The 23,047-nt window shown below is 70.2% G+C and carries 21 protein-coding genes; 6 read left to right on the forward strand and 15 right to left on the reverse strand.

The window, feature by feature from the left end; genetic code table 11:
• Positions 1-25 precede the first annotated feature (25 nt).
• The 5 genes from AB0C27_RS24240 to AB0C27_RS24260 form a co-directional block, all read right to left on the reverse strand.
• Positions 26-637, reverse strand: coding sequence for a PH domain-containing protein (locus AB0C27_RS24240; protein ID WP_357847683.1), 612 nt, complete (start codon positions 635-637; stop codon positions 26-28).
• On the reverse strand, positions 634-1,707 hold the full coding sequence (locus tag AB0C27_RS24245) for an adenosine deaminase (RefSeq protein ID WP_357847685.1): 1,074 nt from the start codon (positions 1,705-1,707) through the stop codon (positions 634-636). Before AB0C27_RS24245 ends, AB0C27_RS24240 begins: the two co-directional genes overlap by 4 nt.
• Positions 1,708-1,813: 106 nt before the next feature.
• Positions 1,814-2,164, reverse strand: coding sequence for a cupin (locus AB0C27_RS24250; protein ID WP_357847687.1), 351 nt, complete (start codon positions 2,162-2,164; stop codon positions 1,814-1,816).
• A gap of 4 nt (positions 2,165-2,168) precedes the next feature.
• Entirely contained in the window at positions 2,169-2,774 is a 606-nt protein-coding gene (locus AB0C27_RS24255) for a hypothetical protein (RefSeq protein WP_357847689.1), read from the reverse strand.
• Positions 2,775-2,912: 138 nt separating this feature from the next.
• Positions 2,913-4,319, reverse strand: a complete 1,407-nt coding sequence (locus AB0C27_RS24260; protein WP_357847691.1) for an MFS transporter — start codon at positions 4,317-4,319, stop codon at positions 2,913-2,915.
• An 87-nt stretch (positions 4,320-4,406) separates the two neighbouring features.
• Between AB0C27_RS24260 and AB0C27_RS24265 the strand changes: the two genes are divergently transcribed.
• On the forward strand, positions 4,407-4,832 hold the full coding sequence (locus AB0C27_RS24265) for a MarR family transcriptional regulator (RefSeq protein WP_357847693.1): 426 nt from the start codon (positions 4,407-4,409) through the stop codon (positions 4,830-4,832).
• Between the two features lie 77 nt (positions 4,833-4,909).
• On the opposite strand, the gene AB0C27_RS24270 is transcribed toward AB0C27_RS24265, so the two are convergent.
• The 6 genes from AB0C27_RS24270 to AB0C27_RS24295 all read right to left on the reverse strand — a co-directional run bounded on the left by AB0C27_RS24270 (position 4,910) and on the right by AB0C27_RS24295 (position 11,763).
• Positions 4,910-6,190 carry a thymidine phosphorylase gene (locus AB0C27_RS24270; RefSeq protein WP_357847695.1) on the reverse strand — a complete coding sequence of 427 codons (1,281 nt, stop codon included), beginning with the start codon at positions 6,188-6,190 and terminating at the stop codon, positions 4,910-4,912.
• The gene (locus tag AB0C27_RS24275; protein ID WP_346109626.1) at positions 6,190-6,585 is read right to left on the reverse strand and encodes a cytidine deaminase; all 396 of its coding nucleotides are present in this window, start codon (positions 6,583-6,585) and stop codon (positions 6,190-6,192) included. The genes AB0C27_RS24270 and AB0C27_RS24275 overlap by 1 nt, the downstream gene beginning before the upstream one ends.
• Positions 6,582-7,862 (reverse strand): ABC transporter permease, encoded by a 1,281-nt coding sequence (locus AB0C27_RS24280; RefSeq protein WP_357847698.1) that lies wholly within the window; start codon positions 7,860-7,862, stop codon positions 6,582-6,584. Before AB0C27_RS24280 ends, AB0C27_RS24275 begins: the two co-directional genes overlap by 4 nt.
• Complete coding sequence (locus AB0C27_RS24285) at positions 7,859-9,001, reverse strand: ABC transporter permease (RefSeq protein WP_357847700.1); 1,143 nt, start codon at positions 8,999-9,001, stop codon at positions 7,859-7,861. The genes AB0C27_RS24280 and AB0C27_RS24285 overlap by 4 nt, the downstream gene beginning before the upstream one ends.
• Complete coding sequence (locus AB0C27_RS24290; protein WP_357847702.1) at positions 9,001-10,608, reverse strand: ABC transporter ATP-binding protein; 1,608 nt, start codon at positions 10,606-10,608, stop codon at positions 9,001-9,003. Before AB0C27_RS24290 ends, AB0C27_RS24285 begins: the two co-directional genes overlap by 1 nt.
• Before the next feature lie 87 nt (positions 10,609-10,695).
• Entirely contained in the window at positions 10,696-11,763 is a 1,068-nt protein-coding gene (locus tag AB0C27_RS24295; protein WP_357847704.1) for a BMP family ABC transporter substrate-binding protein, read from the reverse strand.
• Between the two features lie 323 nt (positions 11,764-12,086).
• Between AB0C27_RS24295 and AB0C27_RS24300 the strand changes: the two genes are divergently transcribed.
• A complete protein-coding gene (locus AB0C27_RS24300) occupies positions 12,087-13,949 on the forward strand; it encodes a Xaa-Pro dipeptidyl-peptidase (protein ID WP_357847706.1) in 1,863 nt (620 codons plus the stop codon).
• A 122-nt stretch (positions 13,950-14,071) separates the two neighbouring features.
• On the opposite strand, the gene AB0C27_RS24305 is transcribed toward AB0C27_RS24300, so the two are convergent.
• Entirely contained in the window at positions 14,072-15,295 is a 1,224-nt protein-coding gene (locus AB0C27_RS24305; RefSeq protein WP_357847708.1) for a M20 family metallopeptidase, read from the reverse strand.
• Between the two features lie 536 nt (positions 15,296-15,831).
• On the opposite strand from AB0C27_RS24305, the gene AB0C27_RS24310 reads away from it, so the two are divergent.
• Positions 15,832-17,184: a peptide ligase PGM1-related protein gene (locus AB0C27_RS24310; RefSeq protein WP_357847710.1), complete on the forward strand. Its 1,353-nt coding sequence runs from the start codon at positions 15,832-15,834 to the stop codon at positions 17,182-17,184.
• Here the strand turns inward: AB0C27_RS24310 and AB0C27_RS24315 are convergent.
• Entirely contained in the window at positions 17,156-17,344 is a 189-nt protein-coding gene (locus AB0C27_RS24315) for a hypothetical protein (RefSeq protein WP_357847712.1), read from the reverse strand. The two genes, AB0C27_RS24310 and AB0C27_RS24315, sit on opposite strands and share 29 nt — an antisense overlap.
• A gap of 143 nt (positions 17,345-17,487) precedes the next feature.
• Here AB0C27_RS24315 and AB0C27_RS24320 point away from each other — a divergent pair, with 143 nt between their 5' ends.
• Positions 17,488-18,600, forward strand: a complete 1,113-nt coding sequence (locus AB0C27_RS24320; RefSeq protein ID WP_357847714.1) for a D-alanyl-D-alanine carboxypeptidase — start codon at positions 17,488-17,490, stop codon at positions 18,598-18,600.
• On the opposite strand, the gene AB0C27_RS24325 is transcribed toward AB0C27_RS24320, so the two are convergent.
• Positions 18,589-19,566, reverse strand: a complete 978-nt coding sequence (locus tag AB0C27_RS24325) for a YihY/virulence factor BrkB family protein (RefSeq protein WP_357847716.1) — start codon at positions 19,564-19,566, stop codon at positions 18,589-18,591. The genes AB0C27_RS24320 and AB0C27_RS24325 overlap by 12 nt on opposite strands.
• 38 nt (positions 19,567-19,604) lie before the next feature.
• Positions 19,605-20,888: an amidohydrolase family protein gene (locus tag AB0C27_RS24330; RefSeq protein WP_357847718.1), complete on the reverse strand. Its 1,284-nt coding sequence runs from the start codon at positions 20,886-20,888 to the stop codon at positions 19,605-19,607.
• Between the two features lie 61 nt (positions 20,889-20,949).
• Here AB0C27_RS24330 and AB0C27_RS24335 point away from each other — a divergent pair, with 61 nt between their 5' ends.
• Both AB0C27_RS24335 and AB0C27_RS24340 read left to right on the forward strand, forming a co-directional pair.
• The gene (locus AB0C27_RS24335; RefSeq protein ID WP_357847720.1) at positions 20,950-21,459 is read left to right on the forward strand and encodes a MarR family winged helix-turn-helix transcriptional regulator; all 510 of its coding nucleotides are present in this window, start codon (positions 20,950-20,952) and stop codon (positions 21,457-21,459) included.
• Between the two features lie 322 nt (positions 21,460-21,781).
• Complete coding sequence (locus AB0C27_RS24340; protein WP_357847722.1) at positions 21,782-22,948, forward strand: helix-turn-helix transcriptional regulator; 1,167 nt, start codon at positions 21,782-21,784, stop codon at positions 22,946-22,948.
• Positions 22,949-23,047 lie beyond the last annotated feature (99 nt).

Genomic DNA, 23,047 nt, shown 5'->3' on the forward strand with positions numbered 1-23,047 from the left:
CGGCCGCGCGGGTCAGCGCTTCCGGCTAGGCGACGACGAGCGCGGCGATCACCAGCGCCACCGCGACCACCAGCACCCCGATCGCGTCGTAGGACCACGTCATCCGAGCCGGCGCCGCCTGCTCGTCGCGGCGCCTGGCCGACTCGGCGCGCTCGCGGATCTGGTCGCCCACCCAGTCGGCGTGCGTCTTGCCGGAGAACGCCTCCGCCGCCGCCTGCTCGCCCTTCGTCAGCGTCGGCTCGGTCTTGAAGCGCCCCCGCTGCGGCGCGGGGGCGCCGCGCCGCTGCGCCTTGGCCCGCTCACGCGCGCTGCTCATCGGCGTCCACAGCCGCAACACCTGCTCCTCGCCGTGGTGCACGTTGATGGAGTGGGACACCGTGACGTCCTCGATCGAAGCCCAGGGCACGAACGTGGTGCGGAACGGGTTGCGCCCGACCAGCCCCGCCTCCGTGAGCACGGTGGCGGGGCGCAGCGCGACCGCGTAGACGAGCGCCGTCAGCGCCCCCAGCACGGCCAGCGCCACCAGCGACGCCTTGCCGCTGTAGCGGACGATCAGGTCGAAGACGTTGAAGGCCACGAACGCCAGCCACACCCATGCCAGCACGAACGCGGTCCTGGACCGGTAGGTCTGCTTCACGGCTGCCACTTCAGCTGCGCGAACCCCGGCTTGATCCGGCCGTTGATCAGCGCCAGCCGCTCGTCGAACGGGAGGAACGCCGACTTCATCGCGTTGACCGTGAACCACTGCAGATCGTCCCAGCCGTAGCCGAACGCCTCGACCAGCTTGAGAAACTCCAGCGACAGGCCGGTCGCACTCATCAGCCGGTTGTCGGTGTTGACGGTGACGCGGAAGTGCAGCCGCCGCAGCAGCCCGATGGGGTGGTCGGCGATCGACGCGGCCGCTCCGGTCTGCAGGTTGGACGTGGGGCACATCTCCAGCGGAATGCGCTTGTCGCGAACGTACGCCGCCAGCCGCCCCAGCTTGGCCGACCCGTCCTCGGACACGGAGATGTCGTCGATGATGCGCACCCCGTGGCCGAGCCGGTCGGCGCCGCACCACTGGATGGCCTGCCAGATCGACGGCAGCCCGAACCCCTCGCCCGCGTGGATGGTGAAGTGGGCGTTCTCCCGCTGGAGGTATTCGAAGGCGTCGAGGTGGCGGGTGGGCGGGTAGCCGGCCTCGGCGCCCGCGATGTCGAAGCCCACCACGCCGCCGTCGCGGTAACGCACCGCCAGCTCGGCGATCTCCCTGGAACGCGCCTGGTGCCGCATGGCCGTCAGCAGGGTGCCGACGCGGATGCCGCGCCCTTCCGAGCCGCGCGCGAACCCGTCCAGCACCGCCTCCACGACCTGGTCGAGGCTCAGGCCCGTGGTGGTGTGCTGCTCGGGCGCGAACCGCACCTCGGCGTAGACCACGCCGTCGGCGGCCAGGTCTTCCGCGCATTCTGCGGCCACGCGCACCAGCGACTCGCGCGTCTGCATGACGCCGACCGTGTGGTCGAACGTCTCCAGGTAGCGTTCGAGCGAACCGGAGTCGGCCGCCTCCTCGAACCACTGACGCAGGTTGTCGGGATCGTGGGTGGGCAGCCGGCCGTAGTCGGTCTCCCTGGCCAGCTCGACGATCGTCTCGGCGCGGAGCCCGCCGTCGAGGTGATCGTGCAGCAACACCTTGGGAGCCCGCCGGATCTCGTCAAGCGTGGGCCTCATCAGGCCATGATATGAGCACCGCCCACCACCCGGTCAGCCCCGTGCCGGTCGGCAGGGCCCGTTCCGCGCCGGTCAGCCCCGACCGGTCCTTGCCGGCCCCGTTCCGTCAGTCTCGTCCGGCGCCGTCCGGGGAGAAGGCGGGCAGGCACACGGCGACGTACTCGGCGCCCTCGGGCCCGGCGCTGTAGCGGACCTTCTCCCCCGGCGAGGTCACCACCGACTGCCCGGCCTCGACCAGCGTCGTGCCCTCGTCGTGCGCCACGATCACCGTGCCGCGCAGCACCACCGTGTATTCGGTGAACGCCGGCGTCTGCGGCGGCTCCTCCCAGCCGGGCGGGGCGACCATGTGAGCGATCGAGATCGCCTCGTCGCCGCTGCTGACGCGACCCACGTGCTCGTCGATGAGCTTGCCGCCTGGTACGGGAATGCGGGCCGGAGCCCCGATCTTTCTGACCACCAGGTCAGTGTGCCACGTCCAGGACCAGGCGGTTCGGCGACCTCTGCTCCGTGACCTGGAACGCGGCCCGCCTGTCCAGCACCAGCCCGATCCCGACCCGGCCCTCGAAGTCGCCGGTCCTGACGACGTCGGCCAGATTGGCCAGACCGGCCGGGTAGACGGGCCCGTCGCTCCAGGTGGGCTCGCCGTTCTCGTCGTGGGCGTTCGCGGGGAAGAGCGTGAGCTGAAGGTACGCGCCACCGCGCACGTCGATCGGCTTGCCCGAGCCGTCCTGGACGAGTTCGTCCACCCATTTCACGTTGTATCCGGGCATCCCGCCCTTGAGGTCCACCACCAGCCGGTCGTAACCGTCGTGGGCGGCGAAACGCACCCCCGTCACGACGGCCGGCTCGGTGCCACTCCGATCGACGTCCACCTCGGCGGTGTTGGTCGGGACCCCGGGAGCTGCGGGGGCCGAGCCGGTCTCCGTGCTGCCGGGGGTCTGCGGCAGTGTGGTCTGCCGGACGGTGCCGCACCCGGTCAGCCCTGCGATCAACACGGCCAGGCAGGCCACCATGACGGCCGCACGGGTGCGCGGCGACCGACCGGCGGACGGGGATGACGAGCGCATGCCCGCTAAATGCCCAGCCCAGGGGCGCGCCACGCCGGGCCTCGCGCCATCGCGATCAGACCGACCCCGGCGTGCCACCGCCTCCGCCGTCAGACCGACCGGCGCCATCGCCATGGGCAGACCGACCGGGTGCCGCCGTCAGACGGTCTCGTACACCCGGGCCTCCGGCTCGGCGGCGGGCACCGGCTTGCGGGCGCGCAGGCCGGTGGCCGAGATCACCAGGCCGACCAGCGCCAGCACCAGCGACACCACGATCGCCGCGCGCAGCGCCCCGATGGACAGGGTCTCGCCGCCCGAGGTGAGCACGGCGGTCACGACGGCCAGCACGATCGCGCCGCCCACCTGCCCCGAGGTGTTCAGCAGGCCGGAGGCCAGCCCCTGCTCGTCGTCGTGCACGCCGCTGGTGGCCTGGATGTTCAGCGAGGGGAACGACAGCGCGAAGGCGATGCCCAGCAGGACCATGCCGGGGATCACCATGCCGCCCAGGCTGGGGGTGCGGTCGATGCCGAGGAAGATCGCGTATCCGCCGGCCAGCGCGGCGGCGCCGATGACGATCAGTTTGCCGGTCCCGAACCGGTCGGCGAAGTCGCCCATCTTGGTCGAGGTGACCGCGACGAGCACGCCGGCGGGCAGGAACGCCATGGCGGTGCCGAGGGCCGACCAGCCCAGCAGGTTCTGGAAGTACTGCATGGCGACGAACTGGAACGACACGTACGAGCCCATGAGGATGAGCAGCCCCAGGTTGGCCCGCACGATGTGGCCGGAGCGCAGGATGCCCAGCCGCACCAGCGGGTGCCGCACCTTGAGCTCGGTCACCACGAACAGCGCGAGCAGCGCGGCCACGCCGGCCAGCGAGCCGATCGTGCGCAGGGAGGCCCAGCCGGCCTCGGGGGCCTGCACGACGGTGAAGACCAGCAGCAACATCGACGCGGTGATGGTCACGGCGCCGACCAGGTCGTGACCGCCTTCGGCCCGCTCCTCCCGGCCTCGCGGCAGCACCTTCAACGCGGCGACCAGCGCGATGACCGCGACCGGCACCGGCATCAGCAACGTCCACCGCCAGCCGATCTCGGTCAGCAGGCCGGACAGCACGAGACCGAGCGAGTAGCCGCTGGCCCCCGAGGCGGTGAAGAAGCTCAACGCCCGGTTACGCTCGGGCCCCTCGGCAAACGTGGTCGTGATGATCGACAACGCGGCCGGAGCCGTGAACGCGGCGGCCACACCCTTGACGAACCGGGCCACGATCAGCAGGCCGCCGTCGTCCACGATGCCACCGAGCAACGACGCCACGGCGAAGACACCCAGCGCGACCAGGAACACCCTGCGCCGCCCGAGCAGGTCGGCGGTCCTGCCCCCGAGCAGAAGAAGACCGCCGTAGCCGAGCACGTAGCCGCTGACCACCCACTGCAGGGCGGAGGTGTCAAGATCCAGGTCATGCTGGATGGCCGGCAGGGCGACGCCGACCATCGACACGTCAAGGGCGTCAAGGAATATCACTGCGCAGAGCACGGCGAGCGCGCCCCAGCGGGATGAGGTAGAGGACATGAGTCAGAACAATACATGCACGAACATCTAATGCAACTGCATTTAATGTCGTTGCATGAGATTTACGGAAGTGGTAACCTCCGCGACATGGACGAAGAGCTCGTGGTCGACACCTGGCATTACGTCCTGGGCAGGCATGCCAAGGCGATGTGCGCGCTGGAGCGGGAGCTGGGCGATCGGCACGGCCTGGGGCCCAGCGAGTTCGAGGTGCTCGACCGGATCGTCCATCACGACAGGAAGCTGCGCATCCAGGAGCTGTGCGAAGAGGTCCACCTGAGCCAGAGCGCGCTGTCGCGGGTGGTGGCCAGGCTGGAGAAGGCGTCGCTGGTCTCGCGCGGGGTGTGCGACGCGGACCGGCGCGGGGTGTACGTCTGCATCACGGACGAGGGCCGCTCCCGCCACGCCGAAGCCCTGCCGACGCAGCGGGCCGTCCTCACCGAGATCTTCGCCGACGCCCCGATCCCGGGCCTGCTGACCACCGGCCCGGTCCCCGCTCAGAGACCGAGCCGGTGATCGCGGCAGCGCCTAAGGGCCGATGATCGCGAAAGCCTGAGGACCGATGATCGCGAAAGCCTGAGGACCGTGCAGGGCTACGAGGCGGTGATGCGGTCGATGACCAGCGGCAACTGCTCCTCGCTCGCCTCCCCCACCGCATAGCCGTCCCGCAACGCCTCGACCGCCCGATCGAAACGCGACGTCTCGTCCGTGTGCAGCGTCAGCAACGGCTGCCCGGCCCGTACCAGATCCCCCGGTTTGGCATGCAGCACGACCCCGGCGCCCGCCGAGACCGGGTCCTCCTTGCGCGCCCGCCCGGCCCCGAGCCGCCAGGCGGCCAGCCCCACCGCGTACGCGTCCAACCGCGTCAGCACCCCGGATGCGGGCGCCTCCACGGTCATCGTCTCAGCCGCCCTGGGCAGCAGCGCGTCCGGGTCTCCGCCCTGAGCCGCGATCATGCGCCGCCAGGCGTCCATCGCCGAGCCGTCCTTCAGCGCCTGCTCAGGGTCCTTGCCCGAGGACACCCCTGCGGCCGCCAGCATTTCCCGCGCCAGCCGTACGGTCAGCTCGACCACGTCGGCGGGACCCCCGCCGGCCAGCACCTCGACCGACTCCTCGACCTCCAGCGCGTTGCCCACGGCCCGCCCGAGCGGCCGGTCCATCGCGGTCAGCAGCGCGACCGTGCGCACCCCGGCGTCGGTCCCGAGCGCGACCATGGTCTCGGCCAGCTCCCTGGCGTCGGCGACGTTCTTCATGAACGCGCCCGAACCCACCTTCACGTCGAGGACGAGCGAGCCCGTCCCCTCGGCGATCTTCTTCGACATGATGGACGAGGCGATCAGCGGGATCGACTCGACGGTGCCGGTGACGTCGCGCAGGGCGTAGAGCTTCTTGTCGGCCGGGGCCAGCCCGGAGCCGGCCGCGCACACGACCGCGCCCGCCGCGCGCAGCACGCCCAGCATCTCGTCGTTGGACAGCGAGGCCCGCCAGCCGGGGATCGCCTCCATCTTGTCCAGGGTGCCGCCGGTGTGGCCGAGCCCGCGGCCCGACAACTGCGGCACGTACGCTCCGCAGGCCGCCACCAGCGGCGCCAGCGGCAGCGTGATCTTGTCGCCGACCCCGCCGGTCGAGTGCTTGTCGGCCGTGGGCCGGTCGAGCACCGACCAGTCCATGCGCTCGCCCGAGCGGATCATGGCCTGGGTCCAGTCGGCGATCTCGCGCCGGTTCATGCCGTTCAGCAGGATCGCCATGGCCAGCGCGGACATCTGCTCGTCGGCGACGTCGCCGCGCGTGTAGGCGCCGATCACCCAGTCGATCTGCTCCGTGGTCAGCTCGCCCCGGTCACGCTTGGCGCGGATGACCTCGATGGCGTCCATCACGCGCTCCTGCTGAGGTCCTGCGGCCCGAACGCGTACGGCAGGATCTCGGCCATGCGCTTCGGCCCGTCCTCGGTCTCCAGCACCAGGTCTTCGCCGCCGAACTCGTACAGGAGCTGGCGGCAGCGCCCGCACGGCATGAGCAGCTCACCGTGGCCGTCCACGCAGGTGAAGGCCACCAGCCGGCCGCCGCCGGAGCGCTGCAGCGCCGAGACGAGGCCGCACTCGGCGCACAGGCCGAGGCCGTAGGAGGCGTTCTCGACGTTGCAGCCGGTGACGATCCTCCCGTCGTCGACCAGCGCGGCCGCCCCCACGGGGAATTTCGAGTACGGCGCGTACGCGTGCCGCATGGCCTCCCTGGCCTCGTCCCGCAGGCCGTCCCAGTCGATGTTCAATGTTGTTCCCCCCGGCGATAGCTGACGCCGTCGGCCTTGGGCATCCGCAGGCGCTGCGAGGCGACCAGGAGCACGAGCAGCGTGAGCACGTGTGGCGTGATGAAGATGAAGTCGTTGGGCAGCTGGTCGATGGTCAGCCAGAGCCAGACCAGGAAGACGGCGCCGAGCGCGGCCAGGCCCATCAGGGTGTACTGGCGCGGCCCCGGGGCGGCCAGCTCGACCGGCCGGTCGGCGGCGGTCAGGCGGCGGATCTGCAGGCCGAGGTAGACCAGCAGCAGCACCGCACCGAACAGGAAGAACGTGTTGACCGCGGGGGCGCTGCGCAGTTGCAGGCTGTTGGCGTAACCGAACAACGCGGAGCCGGCCGCGAGGCCGCCGGGCCGCCAGTTGCCGAAGATCATGGCGGCCAGGCCGATGAAGCCGCGCCCCTGTGTCTGGCCCTCGACGTACTTGTCGGAGACGAAGACCAGGAACACGCCGCCGAGGCCGGCGAAGGCGCCGGAGATGACGACGGCCGCGTACTTGATCCGGTAGACGTTGACGCCGAGCGACTCGGCCGCCCACGGGTTCTCGCCGGCCGAGCGCAGCCGCAGGCCGAAGGCGGTGTGCCAGAGCACGTAGAACGTCAGCGGCAGCAGCAGCACGGCCAGGATGACCAGCACGTTGAGGTTGTGCGTGACCCCGCGCAGGACACCGGCCAGGTCGGCGACCAGGAACCAGTGGGTGCTCTCCAACTGGCCGAGCAGGTCGGGCCCTGAGGACAGGATCGGCAGGTTGAACTCCGGCGTCTGCCCGGAGACGGCGGGCGAGGTGGTGATGCCGGCGCCCGCCTCGGCGGCCGGCGTGCCCTCCTTGTAGAGGACCTCCGACAGGAAGCGGGTGATGCCGGGGCCGAGCAGGTTGATGGCGACGCCGCTGATGATGTGGTCGACGCCGAACGACACGGTCGCGATGGCGTGCAGCAGCCCACCGAGCGCGCCGCCGATCAGCCCGGCGGCCAGCGCCCCCAGGGGACCCCACTGGTATCCGGCCCAGCCGGCGAACCAGGTGCCGAGCACCATCATGCCTTCGAGGCCGATGTTGACCACGCCGGCCCGTTCGGCCCACAGGCCGCCGAGACCGGCCAGCGCGATCGGCACGGCCAGCAGCAGCGCGGCGGCGACCGTGCCGGAGGAGGTGAGGTCGTCGAAGCCGGTCAGCACGCGGACCAGCGACACCACCACGATGAGCCCGGCGACGCCGATGAGCGCCAGGTGGTATTTGCGGACCCTGCTCATGCGGCCACCTCAACGGGGGTGTTCCGGCCGAGCTGCTGGGCGGCTCGCCGTTCTTCGAGTCTGAGCGCGATCCGGTTGGTCACCTCGTTGGCCACGACGACCAGCAGCACGATCGCGCCCTGGATGATCGTGACGACGGACGCGGGGATGTCGGCGAACTGCAGCGCGCCCTGGGCCCGGTCGAGGAAGGCGAACAGCAGCGCGGCGATCGCGATGCCGAGCGGCTTGTTACGGCCGAGCAGCGCCACCGCGATGCCGAGGAAGCCCAGGCCGGCGGTGAAGTTGGAGCCGAACGCGCCCCGGTCGCCGAGGATCTCGGGCAGACCGATGAGCCCGGCGATCCCGCCGGACAGCACCATGGCCGCGATGATCATCGTCTTGGGGTTGACGCCGGAGGCCAGCGCGGCGGGCCCGTTGAGCCCGCTGGCCTTGACGTTGAAGCCGAACCGCGTGCGCTCCAGCACGAGCCAGATCACCACGCCGAGCACGACGGCCACGATGAGGAAGCCCCACAGGCCGCCGTTGCGGGTAGGCGTCACCATGCCGAACCACTCGAAGACGAAGTTCAGGTCGGGGAACATGCCGGACGGCGGCAGCGGCGGGGTGGTCGTGGTGAGCTGGCCCTGCGCGCGCTCGCCCGCGAAGGGGCCGCGGACCAAATAGGCCGACACGGCGATGGCGATGTAGTTGAGCATGATCGTGGAGATGACCTCGTTCACGCCCCTGGTCACCTTCATGACGGCGGGGATGAGCGCGTACAGGCCGCCCACCGCGGCCGCGACCAGGATGATGACCCCGATCTGGACGGGGGCGGGGGCGGTGAAGGTGGAGCCCACGTACGCGGCGCAGAGGGCCGCGATGCGGTACTGGCCCTCGACGCCGATGTTGAAGAGGTTCATGCGGAAGCCGACGGCCACCGCCAGCCCGGCGATGAACAGCGGCACCGCCCGGTTGAGGAAGACGGCGACGGCGTTCGACTCCGCCGACTCGCTTCTGCCGAAGTCGAAGAAGGCGGCCAGCGCGTCGAGCGGGCTGCCGCCCGCGATGACGATGGCCACACTGCAGATCGCGATCGCCAGGACGACGGCGACGGCGGCGCCGGCGACGGTGAGCAGCGCCCGGTTGAGCCCGGCGGGCATCACGTCTCCTCAGTGCCGACGATCGCGCCGGTCATGTAACCGCCCAGCCGTTCGGGCGTGATCTCGGAAGGGTCGAGCGCGGCCACGAGCCGGCCGCGGTAGATGACCTGGATCGAGTCGGACAGGCCGATCAGCTCGTCGAGGTCGGCGGAGATGAGCAGCACGGCCAGCCCGGCGGCGCGGGCGTCGCGCAGATGGTCCCAGATGGCGGCCTGGGCGCCGACGTCCACGCCGCGCGTGGGGTGCGCGGCGATGAGGAACGCGGGCTCGCCGCTCATCTCGCGGCCCACGATCAGCTTCTGCTGGTTGCCGCCCGACAGGGCCAGGGCCAGTGTGTCGACGCCGGGGGTGCGGACGTCGTACGCCTCGATGATGCGCTGAGTGTCGGCCTTGGAGGCGCGCCGGTCCACCCAGATGCCGTTGCGCGCGGGCTTCCTGGTCTGGTGGCCGAGCACCCGGTTCTCCCAGAGCGAGGCCTCCAGGAGCAGGCCCTGGCGGTGCCGGTCCTCCGGGATGTAGCCGATGCCGGCCTCGCGGCGGCGCAGCGTGGACCAGCCGCTGATGTCGCGCCCGTTCAGCTCGACGCGGCCGTGCGCGGCGCGGATGCCCATGATGGCCTCGATCAGCTCCGACTGCCCGTTGCCCTCGACGCCGGCGATGCCCAGGATCTCGCCCTTGCGCACCCGCAGCGAGACCTCGTCGAGCAGCAGCCGCTTGCCCTCGGCGCGCAGCCGGGCGGCGTAGTCGCCGACGGAGACGCCCTTGGGCAGGGGGTGGTGGCCGTCGGCCTCCACGGTGAGCTCGGAGACCCGCAGCGCGACCGTGTCGGTCACCGTGGACTCTCGGGTCTCGGGGGTCGGCAGCTCGCTGCCCACCATCAGCTCGGCGAGCTGGCGCGCGGTGACGTCGCCCGGATCGACGCTGGCGACGGTGGTGCCGCGGCGGATCACGGTGATGGCGTCGGCGATGCCGAGCACCTCGTCGAGCTTGTGGGAGATGAAGATGACCGTCAGGCCCTCGGCCTTGAGCTCGCGCAGGTTCTGGAAGAGCTCGTCCACCTCCTGCGGCACGAGCACGGCGGTCGGCTCGTCGAGGATGAGGATGCGGGCGCCGCGATAGAGCACCTTGAGGATCTCGACCCGCTGGCGGTCACCGACGCCGAGGTCCTCGACCAGCCGGTCGGGATCGACACGCAGGCCGTGGGCGGCGGCCAGCTCGGTGATGCGCTTGCGGGCCGCGGCCGTGTCGAGCCGCCCGGCCCGTTTCGGCTCGGCGCCGAGAATGATGTTCTCCAGCACCGTGAAGTTGTCGGCGAGCATGAAGTGCTGGTGCACCATGCCGATCCCGACCTCGATGGCATCGCTCGGCGTGCGGAAGCTGACCTCCGTGCCGTTGACCTTGATCGTCCCCTCGTCCGGCTTCTGCATGCCGTAGAGGATCTTCATCAGGGTGGACTTGCCCGCGCCGTTCTCCCCGACGATGGCGTGCACCGTGCCGGGCTGGACGGTGATGCGGATGTCGTGGTTCGCGACGACACCGGGGAAACGCTTGGTGATGCCCTCCAGCTCTACGGCGGGTCGCGCCGTGGCCAGGGTGTCAGCACTCATTTCGCCTCTCCTAGAGCGGGTGGGCGACATAGACAGAAGGCCCGAAGTTTACGGACTCCGGGCCCTCATCTGTCACTCATACCCCGGTTACGGCTTGGCCGGAACCGTGATCTTGCCGTCGACGATGTCCTTCTTGGCAGCGTCGAGCTTGTCCTTGATGTCGTCGATCTCGCCGCCGGTGGTGGACAGACCGACGCCGTCGACCTTGAGGTCGTACGTCACGTTCGAGCCGCCCTTGGCGCCGCCCTGGAAGGCCTTGATGAACTCGAAGACGCCGACGTCCACGCGCTTGAGCATCGAGGTCATGATGACCGACTGCAGGTCGGTCTCCTTGACCGTCTGGCGCTGGTCGGAGTCGACGCCGATGGCCTTCTTCTTGGCCGCGGCGGCCGCCTGGAACACGCCGAGGCCGGAGTCGCCGGAGGCGTGGTAGACGATGTCGGCGCCGTCCTGGTACATCTTCTCGGCCGCGACCTTGCCCTTGTCGGGGGCCCTGAAGCCGGAGAAGTCGCCGTCGGGGGTGAGGTACGTGACGTCGATCTTGGCATCGGCCTTGACCGACTTCACCCCGGCCACGAAGCCGGCCTCGAACTTCTTGATCAGGTCGGACTCGACGCCGCCGACGAAGCCGACGTGGCCGCTCTCCGACTTGTTCGCCGCGGCCACGCCCGCCAGGTAGGAGCCCTGCTCCTCGGCGAACAGCAGGCCGGTCACGTTGGGCGCGTTGGAGGCGGAGTCGACGACCGCGAACTGGATGTCCGGGTATTCCTCTGCGGTCTTCTTGATGTCCTCGCCGTAGGCGAAGCCGACCCCGATGATCGGGTTGTAGCCGGCGTCCGCGAGCTGGCGCAGCAGGTCGCCGCGGTTGGAGCCGTCGGCGGACGGGCTCAGCTCCTTGATCTCGGCACCGAGGTCCGTCTTGGCCTTCTCCAGGCCGGCGTAGGCGGCGTCGTTGAAGGACTTGTCACCGCGCCCGCCGACGTCGAACGCGAGACCCACCTTGAGCGCGTCCTTCGGCGCCTCGCTGGCCGCGCCGGTCGGCTCCTGACTCGCCGTGGTGCCCCCACCATCGCCGCCACCACAGGCGGCCGCTGCCATGAGCATGACGCCGGCGACCGAGCCGAGCGCCATCCTGTTGAATCGCTTGCCGAGCAAGGCGACTCCCTTCCATTTCCCCGCCGCCGAATCTCATCGCAGGCGCGAAGAAACGTACGGCACCTGCACGGAAGATAGTTGCTTGACCAGGGCCAACCAAACCGGGACACAGGGTCGCAACCTGTCCGTTATCGACATCAGTCGCGTCCGTGACCTGTGTCGCAGTTTCGTGACACAGCAGGGGCTCGACGAAATTTTGCCCAACTTTGGTGCACGATCACCCCTTGCCCCGAACCCCCATCGTGTCAGAGATTCCCACCGACGGTGGAAACCTCATATCGGAGCCCCGCATGCACCCACGCAAGGCTTTATCCAAGCTCATCGTGCCATTGACCGCACTGTTGGTGGCGAGCCTGGCGGGCACCGCGCCCGCCGCGGCCACGCCGGCCACCCCCGCGATCAAGGTCGAGAACAACGCCACCCAGCCGATCTTCTCCCGGGCGGACGCCATCAGCCAGACGGTGTTCGTCGAGGTCGCGGGCACCGACAGCGACAACGACGGCAAGCCGGACCGGGTGGCCGTGGACATCCTGCGGCCCAAGGAGACCGACCAGGGGCTGAAGGTCCCGGTCATCATGGAGGCGAGCCCGTACTACGCGGGCGGCAACGACGTCGCCAACCACCCCGTGGACGTGGACGCGAACGGCAACCCGCTGCCCGCGCTGAGGTCCGCCTCGCCCAAGCTGGCCGCCGAGCCGTTCGACGGCTACTACGACAACTACTTCGTGCCCCGCGGCTACGCCATCGCCCTGGTCGAGAACATCGGCAGCGGCCGCGCCACCGGCTGCCCCACCTCGGGCGACCGCAACGAGACGGCCGGACCGAAGGCCGCCATCGACTGGCTGAACGGCCGCGCCAAGGGCTTCGACGCCGCGGGCGCCCCGGTCCAGGCCACCTGGGCGACCGGCAAGGTCGGCATGATCGGCGTCTCCTACAACGGCACGCTGCCGAACGCCGTCGCCGCCACCGGCGTCAAGGGCCTGGAGACGATCGTCCCGATCGCCGCCATCTCCAGCTGGTACGACTACTACCGCGCCAACGGCGGCGTCCTGGCCCCAGGCGGGTTCCAGGGCGAAGACCTCGACGTGCTCGCCAAGTACGTGCTGACTCGGGAGAACGGCCAGGAGGTGTGCGGCGGGCTGATGGATCAGCTGACCGCCACCCAGGACCGGATCACCGGCGACTACAGCCCGCTCTGGGACGCCCGCAATTACCTGAACGACGTGCGCAAGGTCAAGGCCAGCGTCTTCGTCGTGCACGGGCTCAACGACTGGAACGTCAAGACCAAGCAGTTCGCGCAGTGGTGGTACGCCCTGGCCAAGCGGCACGTGCCGCGCAAGATCTGGCTGCACCAGGGCACCCACATGAACCCCTTCAACCTGCGTACGGAGGAGTGGCTGCGCCAGCTGCACGGCTGGTTCGACCACTGGCTGTACGGCATCGACTCGGGCATCATGCGCGAGCCGCAGGCCGACGTGGAGATCGCGCCCGGTCAGTGGGGCCGGCACGCCTCATGGCCGCTGCCCGGCACCGTCACCGTGCCGCTCCACCCGGGGTCCGGCTCGTCGCTGGGTCTGTTCCCGCGCCCGCGCACGGCCAAGGAGTCGTTCACGGACCAGAAGACGAGGACGGCCGAGCAGCTCGTGGAGGCGGTGGGGGCGGACCCGAACCGGCTGGCGTACACGACCAAGGCGCTGCCCGCCGACGTACGCGTCTCAGGCACGCCGACCGTGTCGGTGCGGGCCTCCATGAAGGACGGGGCCTCGCCGTACCTGACGGCGCTGCTGGTGGACTACGGCACCGACGTGCGGCCCAACGGGAGCCTGGTCTCGACCGGCCAGAACTACTGTTACGGCCAGGGCATCCCCGGTGACACCGGCTGCACCGTCCTGCGCACGCTCGGCACCTCCACGACCCCGTACAAGATCGTCACCAGGGGCTGGCTCGACGTCCGCAACCGGCACCGCGCCGACCGCACGGAACCGTTGCGGCCCGGCAAGGAGTACTCCTTCACCTGGGACTTCCAGCCGACCGACTACCTGTTCAAGAAGGGACACCGGCTGGGTCTGGTGATCATCTCGACCGACTACGACTACACCCTGCGTTATCCGGCCGGCACCAAGGTCACCGTCTCGCCCGGCCAGTCGGCCCTCCACCTCCCGGTGGTGCTCGGCAAGCTGTTCTGAGTCACCCACTCAGGCCAGGGAAAAAACGACCCCGCCGCCCGCTCCCCCCAGGAAACCTCCGCCGCGGTGCGGCGGAGAGGGAGCGGGCCGGCGGGGACGGTGTCTCCGGCCGGGCGGCGGGTTCAGGCCATGGCGCTGGTGATCGAGTCGAGCGGCCCGACCTCCCACAGCGAGGTCAGCGCCGTGGTGGCCATGACCCTGACCCCCATGGCGATGGCCTGCTCGTCCACGTCGAACGTGCCCTGGTGGATGTCGTACGTAATCCCGTCGGGCGAGCGCGTGCCGAGCCGGGCGAACGCTCCGGGGATCGACTCCAGGTACCAGGCGAAGTCCTCGCCGCCGAGCGACTGCTGCGTGGGGACGACCGCCCCCGCGCCCAGCGCCTGCTCGGCCGCCTCGCTCAGCATCTCGACGCTGACCTCGTCGTTGACGACCGGCGGCACCCCGCGCGTGTAGTCAAGGGTGGCCTCGACGCCGTAGGCGCTCGCGACCGACTCCAGCAGCGACTTGATCAGGTCGGGGGCGGCGTGCCAGGCGTCCTCGTCGAGGCAGCGCACGGTGCCCTCGGCCACCCCGTCGTCGGGGATGGCGTTGGCCGCCGAGCCCGCGACGACCTTGCCCCAGACGAGGCTGAGCGACGAGCGCGGGTCGACCCGGCGCGACAGCGCGGCGGGCAGCTCGGTGAGGATCTTGGCCAGCGCGAAGACGAGGTCGGCGGTCAGGTGGGGACGGGCGGTGTGGCCGCCGGGCCCGGACACCCGCACGGCGATCTTGTCGCAGGCGGAGGTGATGGGCCCGGTCCGCAGGCCGAGCTGGCCGACGTCGACCCGCGGGTCGCAGTGGAGGCCGAAGATGCGGTCGACGCCGCTGATGCCGCCTTGGGCCATGACCTCAAGCGCGCCGCCGGGCAGCTCCTCGGCGGGCTGGAAGATCAGGCGTACGCGGCCGGGCAGCAGCCCGGCGGCGGCCTGCTGGGCGAGGAAGAGCGAGGTGCCGAGCAGCACCGTGGTGTGCACGTCGTGGCCGCAGGCGTGGCAGGCTCCCGCCACGGTCGAGCGGTAGGCCACGTCCTTCTCGTCCTGCAGCGGCAGCGCGTCGATGTCGGCCCGCAACGCGATGGTCGGCCCGTCGCCGCTGCCCACGTCGCAGATCAGCCCCGTGCCTCGCGGCAGCACCGAAGGGGTCAGCCCGGCGGCGGTGAGCCGCTCGGCGATCCGCTGCGTGGTGCGATATTCGGCGAAGGCCAGTTCGGGGTGCATGTGCAGGTCGCGGCGGAAGGCCACGAGGTCCTGCTCCATCCCCGCCAGGAACGCGTCGAGTTCCCCCCGAAGCTCACGTCCCCGCATATGTCACCATCCTGTCCCATGCCGCGCGGCCCCACACGTGTCGGCCATCGCGGCTCATGCGCGTCAAATAAACCATCCCATCCCGTGGTGGCCACCCGGTTAGAGCGGCCGCTCGGCGAATCCAAAGACACACCCACTGGTTTCGGTGCGCGAGATCGTCAGCACGGGCTTCGCATTCATCGTCGCGAGCGCCGCTCAGGCCGGGAGCACAGCGGTCGGCCGTGAGCCCGATGGCGATGCTTCGACTTTATCGCTCTCATGCCGCTTCGCGCCGACAGTCACACCAAAAGTTAGCCGATGACACGACCGTAACCGCAGGTCGTCACGCTCCGTGCCGGTCCGGCTGACCCGGAAATAGTCACAAGGGATCAGTAGATCGTGACCCGATGCTGTCAGTTCAAACGTGGTCAGCGATTCCGAATCCTGTCACCTTCTGTCATGGTCATCACACTCTAGCGATGGCTGTCTTTGAGAAGAATGCGTGTTTCACTCGCTATATGATCACTAATATCCCGTTCGGGGAGAAGAATGCTGGGTTGAGCATCTTCGAGCCGAGTGAGGGGACCCTGGTGGTCGTACCCTCGCTCTCCCTTCCGCAGGATGAGCTGCGCCGGATCACGGGAGCCAGGTCGTACGAGGAACGCCTGCTGTTCCTCCTGCTGACGCTCCGCGAGCCCGGCGTCAAGGTGGTCTACCTCTCCTCGGCCCCGGTCGACCCCGAGATCGTCGACTACTACCTCTCGTTCCTGCCCGATCCGGATGACGCCGCCAAGCGTCTGACGCTGATCAGCCTCGACGAGCCCTGGTCCCAGCCGTTGACCAGGAACCTGCTCGACCGCCCCGACGCCATCGAGCAACTACGCTCCGCGATCGTCGGTGACGCTTGGCTGGTGCCGTTCGTCCTGAGCGAGCTGGAGGAGCAGCTCGCGTCGTTACTCAACGTGCCCCTCTACGGACCGGCGACGTCCCTTTCCTATTACGGCTCCAAGAGCGGGGCCAGGGAAGTGGGACACGAGGCCGGCGTGCCGATGGCGCGGGGTTTCGGCGACGTGCGCACCGAACTCCAGATCGAGGAGGCGATCGAGGCGCTGCCCGGTGAGCGGGTGATCGTCAAGCTCAACGACGGGTACTCGGGGCTCGGCAACGTGATCGTCCCGAAGTCCGACCGGGCGATGACGAGCTTCTCGGCGGCGGGTGAGAGCTGGGGCAGCTTCACCGCGAAGATCCGCGACCGGGGGGCCGTGGTCGAGGAGTACATCGAACACCGCCCGCTCTACTACCCGAGCGCGCTGGCGCAGATCACGCCGGGCGGGCAGGCCCAGGTGCTCGCCACCCACGACCAGGTGCTCGGCGGCCCGAACGGGCAGGTCTACCAGGGCTGCACGTTCCCCGCCGCGCCCGAGTACCGCGCCGAGGTGGGCTCGTCGGCGCGGCGGATCGCGGAGGTGCTGGCGGAGCGGGGCGTGGTCGGGCTGTTCGGGATGGACTTCTTCGCGCTGAAGGCCGACGCCGGGTACGCGGCGCTGCTGTGCGAGATCAATCTGCGGATCGGCGGCACGACGCATCCGTTCGGGGCCGCCGTGCTGACGACCGGGGCCACGTACGACGAGGCCACCGGTCATCTCATGTCCGGAAATCAGCCGAAGTTCTACACCGCGACCGACAACTGCGCTTCGTCATGCCTGCGTGGGCGTACGCCCGGCGAGGTGATGCGGACGGCGGAACGCCTCGGGCTCGGCTTCGACGCGAACCGGCGTACCGGGAACGTCTTCCACCTGCTCGGCGCGCTGCCCGAGCACGGCAAGCTGGGCTTCACCTCGATCGGCGACTCGCGCGAGGAGGCCGACGAGCTGCACGCCGTCACCCGCCGTCTCCTCTGCGGCCCTTGAGGGCGGCGCCCCCATCGGAGCCGGACCCGGAGCCACGTACGGCCCTCCAGCCGATGATCCCCAGGACGACCCCGAGGACGACGTTCACCGCGATCAGGATGCCGTGCACGACGTAGAAGGCGGTCGGATGCCCGTCGGCCAAGTTAAACCCGAGATTCACCCACTCGAAGATCATAAACACGCCGAGAATGATGAGGAATGCGGCCAGCTTTCGTGACACATGCGCCTCTCTAGTATCGAAGGTGGATCTTCGGGGGATGTGTCGCCACATGGGCATTAACACGGAGCTACGCTGAGACCGCCATGTGGACGAAACTCGTGCCGGTCACGGCACTCATCGCCGCGGCCTCGCTCACCAGCGGGACCGCGTACGCCGCGCCGACGACCCCGGTCGGCGGCGAGGCGCTGGGCAGCCGCGGACTGGTCGCCCCCGCAGGCGTCAAGAAGCCGCCCAAGAGCAAGGCTACTTCGTACGTCATCGCGGACGCCGACACGGGGCAGGTGCTGGCGGCGAAGGACGCCCACGGGCGCTATCTGCCGGCCAGCACGCTGAAGGCGCTGACCGCGCTCACGCTGATCCCGAAGCTGGACAAGGACCGCAAGATCCGGCCCAGCAGGAACGCCTGCAACCAGGAGGGCAGCGCGGTCGGGCTGTCGGTCAAGGCGACGTACAAGATCGACGACCTGTTCAAGGGCCTGCTGATGTCGTCGGGCAACGACGCCGCCATGGCCCTGGCCGAGACGAACGGCGGCCTCGACAAGACCATGAGTGACATGAACGCCGAGGCCAAGCGGCTGCAGGCGTTCGACACCGTGGCCAAGACGCCGAGCGGCCTGGACAAGCCGGGGCAGAGCAGCTCCGCGTACGACCTGGCGCTGATCGCCCGCGCCGGCCTGGCCAACCCGGACTTCAAGCGCTACATCAGCACGAAGACCACGAAGTTCCCGGCGCCCAGAGGGCACTACGAGATCAGCAACCACAACAAGCTGCTCTGGCGCTACAACGGCATGGTCGGCGTCAAGAACGGCTGGACGTCGAAGGCCCGCGCGAGCTTCGTCGGCGCGGCCACCCGGGGCGGCCATACGATCGTGGTGAGCATCATGCGGCACGAGGGCTTCTTCTGGGAAGAGGTCGCCTCGCTGCTGGACTGGGGCTTCTCGGTGCGGGGCAAGGCCGCCCCCGTCGGGCAGCTGGTCGATCCGCTCCCGGTCGCGGCGCCTGCGCCGGCCGCCTCCGCCTCGCCGGGCACCTCGGTCACGCCGGCCGCGCAGCCGCCGCTGCTCGACTCGGCGGCGGGCAGGCAGACCGACGACACCAGGATGATCGGCTCGCTGGTGATCGGCGGCGGGCTGCTGTTCGGGCTGATCTGGCTCGCGTACGGCATCCACCGCAGGCGCACCCGCTCACGCCTCTGAGAGCCTGCCCTCCCCCTCCGAGCTGGAGCCGGTATCTGAGCTGGGACCTGAGCCCGGGATCGGCGTGGGGAAAGGGGGCGGGCAGAGCCCGGCGGTGGCCGTCCAGGCGGCGACGAGGAGCACGAGCCTGGCCGAGAAGTTGATCCAGACCAGCAGGCCGACGATGACCGCGAACGTGCCGTACAGCGCCGAGTTGCCGAGCGTGCTCGCCAGCAGCAGCGTCGCGATCTGCTTGAGCACGCCGAACCCGACCGCCCCGAGCAGCGCCCCCTTGGCGATCTCACGGAACGGCTGGGCCGACCGCCCGACCCAGCCGAGCAGGATCACGAACAGCAGCCAGTCGGCCCCCACGCTCGCCACCACCCCGGCCACCCTGAGCCCGAGGCCGGCCAGCGCTGACCCGCCGAACAGGTAGTGCAGGACCTGATCCGTGGCCGTCGTGGCGAACCCGGCGACCAGCACGGAAACGATCGCCGTCACGCCGATCATGACCAGCGCGGCCAGGTCGCGCAGCTTGCCGACGAAGAAGCCGAGCGGCGGCGTGGTGGTCATCGTCATCTCCCGCAGCGCCGTGCGCAGCGCGTCGAGCGCGCCGAGCCCGGCGTAGAGCAGGCCGAGCAGACCGATGATCCCGGCGGTCTCCCTGGCGGTGGCGATGCTCGCCAGGTCGAGGTTCTCAGCGATGCCGGGCAGCCGTTCCTCGATCGCCTGCTGCAGGGCGTCCCTGGTGGCGTCGCTGGTCGCCACCGCGAACCCGAGCACCGCGTACGAGAGCGCCACCAGCGGGAAGAAGGACAGGAACGCGAAGTAGGTGACCGCGCCCGCCAGCAGGTCGCCGGTCTGCGCCTGGTAGCGCCGCACCGCCCTGATGAGGTGGTCGAGCGAGAGCCGGCGCACCCGCCACCGCTCCACCTTGGCCCGGCCCCACGACTTCACCGACTCGACGCGTTCCGTCAGACTCGCCATCGCCCGCCCCTCTTCCCGGGGCTGCTCCTACCCCGTGATCACGTCCCTGCCACCGCGGCCGCCGTCTCCGCCAGGGCCGTGCGCACCGCTGCCGGGTCGTGGTGGAGCAACTGCCCACCGCGCTTGACCACACGCCCGGCGACCATGACCGTCTCGACCACGCTGGTGTCGGCGTTCAGCACGACCGCGCCGATCGGGTCGTGGGCGGCGGCCATGCCGAACGTGTCCGTACGCAGGAGCACGAGGTCGGCCTGCTTGCCCGGCCGCAGCGAGCCGACGACGCCGGCCAGGCCGAGCACCTCAGCGCCCTCGATGGTGGCCAGGCGCAGCGCGTCGCGGGTGGTGAAGCCGAGCCCCGCGCCGTCGGGGCGGCCGCGTTCGAGCAGGTGGGCGGTGCGCATCTGGCTGAACATGTCGCCGGGGGCGCACACCACGGTGTCGGCGCTCAAGCTGGTCGGGACGCCCGCCGCCCTGGCCCGGCCGGTGGTGGGGTAGCCCAGGCCCAGGTTCATCTCGTCCACCGGCGAGACCGAGGCGGTGCCGCCCGCGGCGGCGATGCGCCGGAACTCCTCGTCGGTGTAGTGCAGCGCGTGCACGAACGTGGTGGGAACGGCCAGCAGCCCGTGTTCCTCCAGGAAGGCGAGCCCTTTGACCGCGTTCTCCCTGCCGTGCCCGCCGAGGTGCGCGGTGACCGGCAGGCCCAGCTCCTCCGCCAGCCGCCACTCCTCCAGGGCGCGCTCCTCCCCCGCGATCTCGGGGCCGAGGGCCGCCATCGCCATGCTGACCAGGCCGGGCGTGTCGAAGAGCGTCTCGCGCACCCGGCGGGTCTCCGCGACCAGCCCGCCGGGCGGGCCGCCGTAGCAGTAGCCGAAGACGGCCCTGATGCCGGACTCGCGCAGAGCCCGGACGGAGGCGCCGGTGTGCTCGGGGGTGAACTGGGCGTGGGACCAGTCGAGGAGCGTGGTGATGCCGGCGTCCAGGCACTCCAGCGCCCCGGCCAGGGTGCCCGCGTAGACGTCCTGGGGGCGGTGGCGCGGGGCCAGCTCGTCGAAGACGCGATGCATGTACTGCGGGAAGTCGACGTCAGGTGCGGCCGCCCTGATGCCCGCCTGCCAGGTGTGGCGGTGGGTGTCGACGAAGCCGGGCAGCACGATCCGCCCGGTCGCGTCGATCACCTCCGCCACCTCCGCTCCCTGGGCCTCGGGCAGGTCCCGGCCCACTTCGGTGATCACGCCGTCCTGGACGCGCACGTCGGCGTGGCCGAGGACGACGGGCTCCGGGTCGGTGTCGATGACGAGGCCGTTCTTGATCAGACTATGCATACTCGAAAGCTTATTCAGAAGCTTTTCAGAAAGCAATCTGCTGCTGGGTATCCTCGATGGCGTGAAACAGGATGAGATCGACGCGCTCGTGCCCCGCTGGAAAGAGGCGGGGCTGCCGTCGTCGCTCATCGCCACGCTGGAGCTGGGCAAGCGGGTCACCCGCCTCAACCTGCTGTTCGAGCAGGCGATCAAGGCTGAGCTGTCGGAGCTGGGGCTGACCTACGCCGAGTTCGACGTGCTGACGACGCTCAACCGGGTCGACGATCCGCCGTACCGGATGAAGCCGAGCGAGCTGTCGAAGTCGCTGATGCTCACCTCGGGCGGCATCAGCAACGTGCTGCAGCGGCTGGCGGCGGCCGGATACGTCGAGCGCGAGGCCGATCCCGGCGACGCGCGCAGCCGCTGGGTCCGGCTGACGGACGAGGGCCGGCGCCAGGCCAGGACGGCCCTCGAAGCCTCGACCAGGGCCCACACCGAGATCACCGCGGCGCTGCCGGAGGAGACGGTGCGCCAGGCCGCCGACGCACTCCGCGAACTGCTGATCCACGTGGGCCGCCGCCGCTTCCGCTGAGCGCCCGCCCCTGGGTGCCCGGCCTTGGGTGCCCGGCCTTGGGTGCCCGGCCTTGGGTGCCCGGCCTTGGGTGCCCGGCCTGACCAGCGCCCCCCGATGGGCGTCCGCCCGATGAGGACGGCCTGCTCGCGCTCCTGACCGCGACCGAAACATGAATCTTCTACGCGTTCCCCGGGAGCGCCCGCCGACCCGCCGTTCTCCGCGTGATACGGCCTGAGCAGGGCGGAAACCCATACGGGCGGACATCGGGAGCCCTAACCTGTGGGGTGTTGGGACCGATCCAGGAGGCGTCACGCCTATGTCCGAAATAGCCACCGGGCAAATGGTCAGGCTTCAGCGCGAACGGCGGGGCATGAGCACCACCGCGCTGGCCACCCAGTCCGGGTGCACCCCCAGGCACATCGAGCTGATCGAGCACGGCAAGCGAACACCGTCGCTGCCGCTGCTCAGGGAGATCGCCAAAGTGCTCGGCGTCCGCACCGCGGTCCTCTTAGGCGAGACCCCGCGCGACTCCCATGAGCCCAGCAGGCCGCAGATCGGCGACATCGAGCGGGCCCTGTTCACGTGCCGGTCGCTGGCGCCCGACATCGAGCCGCCCGACGCCGAGCAGCTCGCCGAACGGGTGGCCGCGGCGCGCAGCGCCTGGTTCACCTCGACCCGCCGCTACTCGATCCTCATGGCCGCGCTGCCCTCCCTCGTCACCGACGCCGAGAACCTGGTGCTCGATCACACGCCGAGCTCCTACCGTGTGGCGACGGACGCTTACCTGCTGGCCAGGGGGGTGCTGAAGCACCTGCGGCGGGTGGATCTGTCGCATCTCGCGGCCGACCGGGCCATGCGCTTCGCCGAGGAGTCCGAGGACGCGCTGATGATCGCGTGGGCGTACTGGAACCTCGGACAGTCGATGCTCTCCGACGACATGCACGAGATCGCGTACGACGTCGGCCGGCGCGGCATCGAACTGCTCGAACCGCACGTCGCCGACGGCGACGATCGCCATCTCAAGGCGCTCGGCGCGCTGCACCTGCTCACCGCGATCGGCGAGGCCAGGATGGGCGACGACGACGGGGCCAGGGAACGTCTGCGCGGGCCCGCCGCGCGGCTGGCCGAACGCGTGGACGACGCCTCGGCCGACTACGACCTGGCCTTCTTCGGGCCCACCAACGTCGCCATCCACGTCGCCAGCATCGAGCACGACATCGGCCGCCCCGAGGCGGTGCTGCGCCTGGCCGACGACATCGACCTGCGGCGCACGCCGTCCATCGAGCGGCGCGCCACCCACCTCGGCCATGTCGCCCGCGCCTGCGAGGACCTGGGCGACGACGCCGCCAGCCTGCTCCACCTGCTGCGGATCGAGCGGGAATGCCCGGAGGAGCTCGACCACAAGCTGCTGCTGCGGGAGATGGTCAGGTCACTGGCGCGCCGGGCGCGGCCGTCGTGGGCGCCTGAGGTCCGCTATCTGGCCGAACGGCACGACATCCCCATCTGAGGTATCCCCGGCTGACGTACGAACTGGGAGTTCGGTCATCGCGAACGGGGAGATCTTTCGCCCGAGTTCGTCACGCACAGGCGTTCACATGCCACTGTG

This window comes from Nonomuraea sp. NPDC048882 (genome assembly GCF_040649755.1).
Taxonomy (GTDB): Bacteria; Actinomycetota; Actinomycetes; order Streptosporangiales; family Streptosporangiaceae; genus Nonomuraea; species Nonomuraea maheshkhaliensis.

Excerpts from the sequence above, each read along its gene's own strand:
- AB0C27_RS24245 (WP_357847685.1), bottom strand. The coding sequence starts at position 1,707 with ATGAGGCCCACGCTTGACGAGATCCGGCGGGCTCCCAAGGTGTTGCTG.
- AB0C27_RS24255 (WP_357847689.1), bottom strand. The coding sequence starts at position 2,774 with ATGCGCTCGTCATCCCCGTCCGCCGGTCGGTCGCCGCGCACCCGTGCG.
- AB0C27_RS24260 (WP_357847691.1), bottom strand. The coding sequence starts at position 4,319 with ATGTCCTCTACCTCATCCCGCTGGGGCGCGCTCGCCGTGCTCTGCGCA.
- AB0C27_RS24265 (WP_357847693.1), top strand. The coding sequence starts at position 4,407 with ATGGACGAAGAGCTCGTGGTCGACACCTGGCATTACGTCCTGGGCAGG.
- AB0C27_RS24270 (WP_357847695.1), bottom strand. The coding sequence starts at position 6,190 with ATGGACGCCATCGAGGTCATCCGCGCCAAGCGTGACCGGGGCGAGCTG.
- AB0C27_RS24280 (WP_357847698.1), bottom strand. The coding sequence starts at position 7,862 with ATGAGCAGGGTCCGCAAATACCACCTGGCGCTCATCGGCGTCGCCGGG.
- AB0C27_RS24285 (WP_357847700.1), bottom strand. The coding sequence starts at position 9,001 with ATGCCCGCCGGGCTCAACCGGGCGCTGCTCACCGTCGCCGGCGCCGCC.
- AB0C27_RS24290 (WP_357847702.1), bottom strand. The coding sequence starts at position 10,608 with ATGAGTGCTGACACCCTGGCCACGGCGCGACCCGCCGTAGAGCTGGAG.
- AB0C27_RS24305 (WP_357847708.1), bottom strand. The coding sequence starts at position 15,295 with ATGCGGGGACGTGAGCTTCGGGGGGAACTCGACGCGTTCCTGGCGGGG.
- AB0C27_RS24320 (WP_357847714.1), top strand. The coding sequence starts at position 17,488 with ATGTGGACGAAACTCGTGCCGGTCACGGCACTCATCGCCGCGGCCTCG.
- AB0C27_RS24325 (WP_357847716.1), bottom strand. The coding sequence starts at position 19,566 with ATGGCGAGTCTGACGGAACGCGTCGAGTCGGTGAAGTCGTGGGGCCGG.
- AB0C27_RS24330 (WP_357847718.1), bottom strand. The coding sequence starts at position 20,888 with ATGCATAGTCTGATCAAGAACGGCCTCGTCATCGACACCGACCCGGAG.
- AB0C27_RS24340 (WP_357847722.1), top strand. The coding sequence starts at position 21,782 with ATGGTCAGGCTTCAGCGCGAACGGCGGGGCATGAGCACCACCGCGCTG.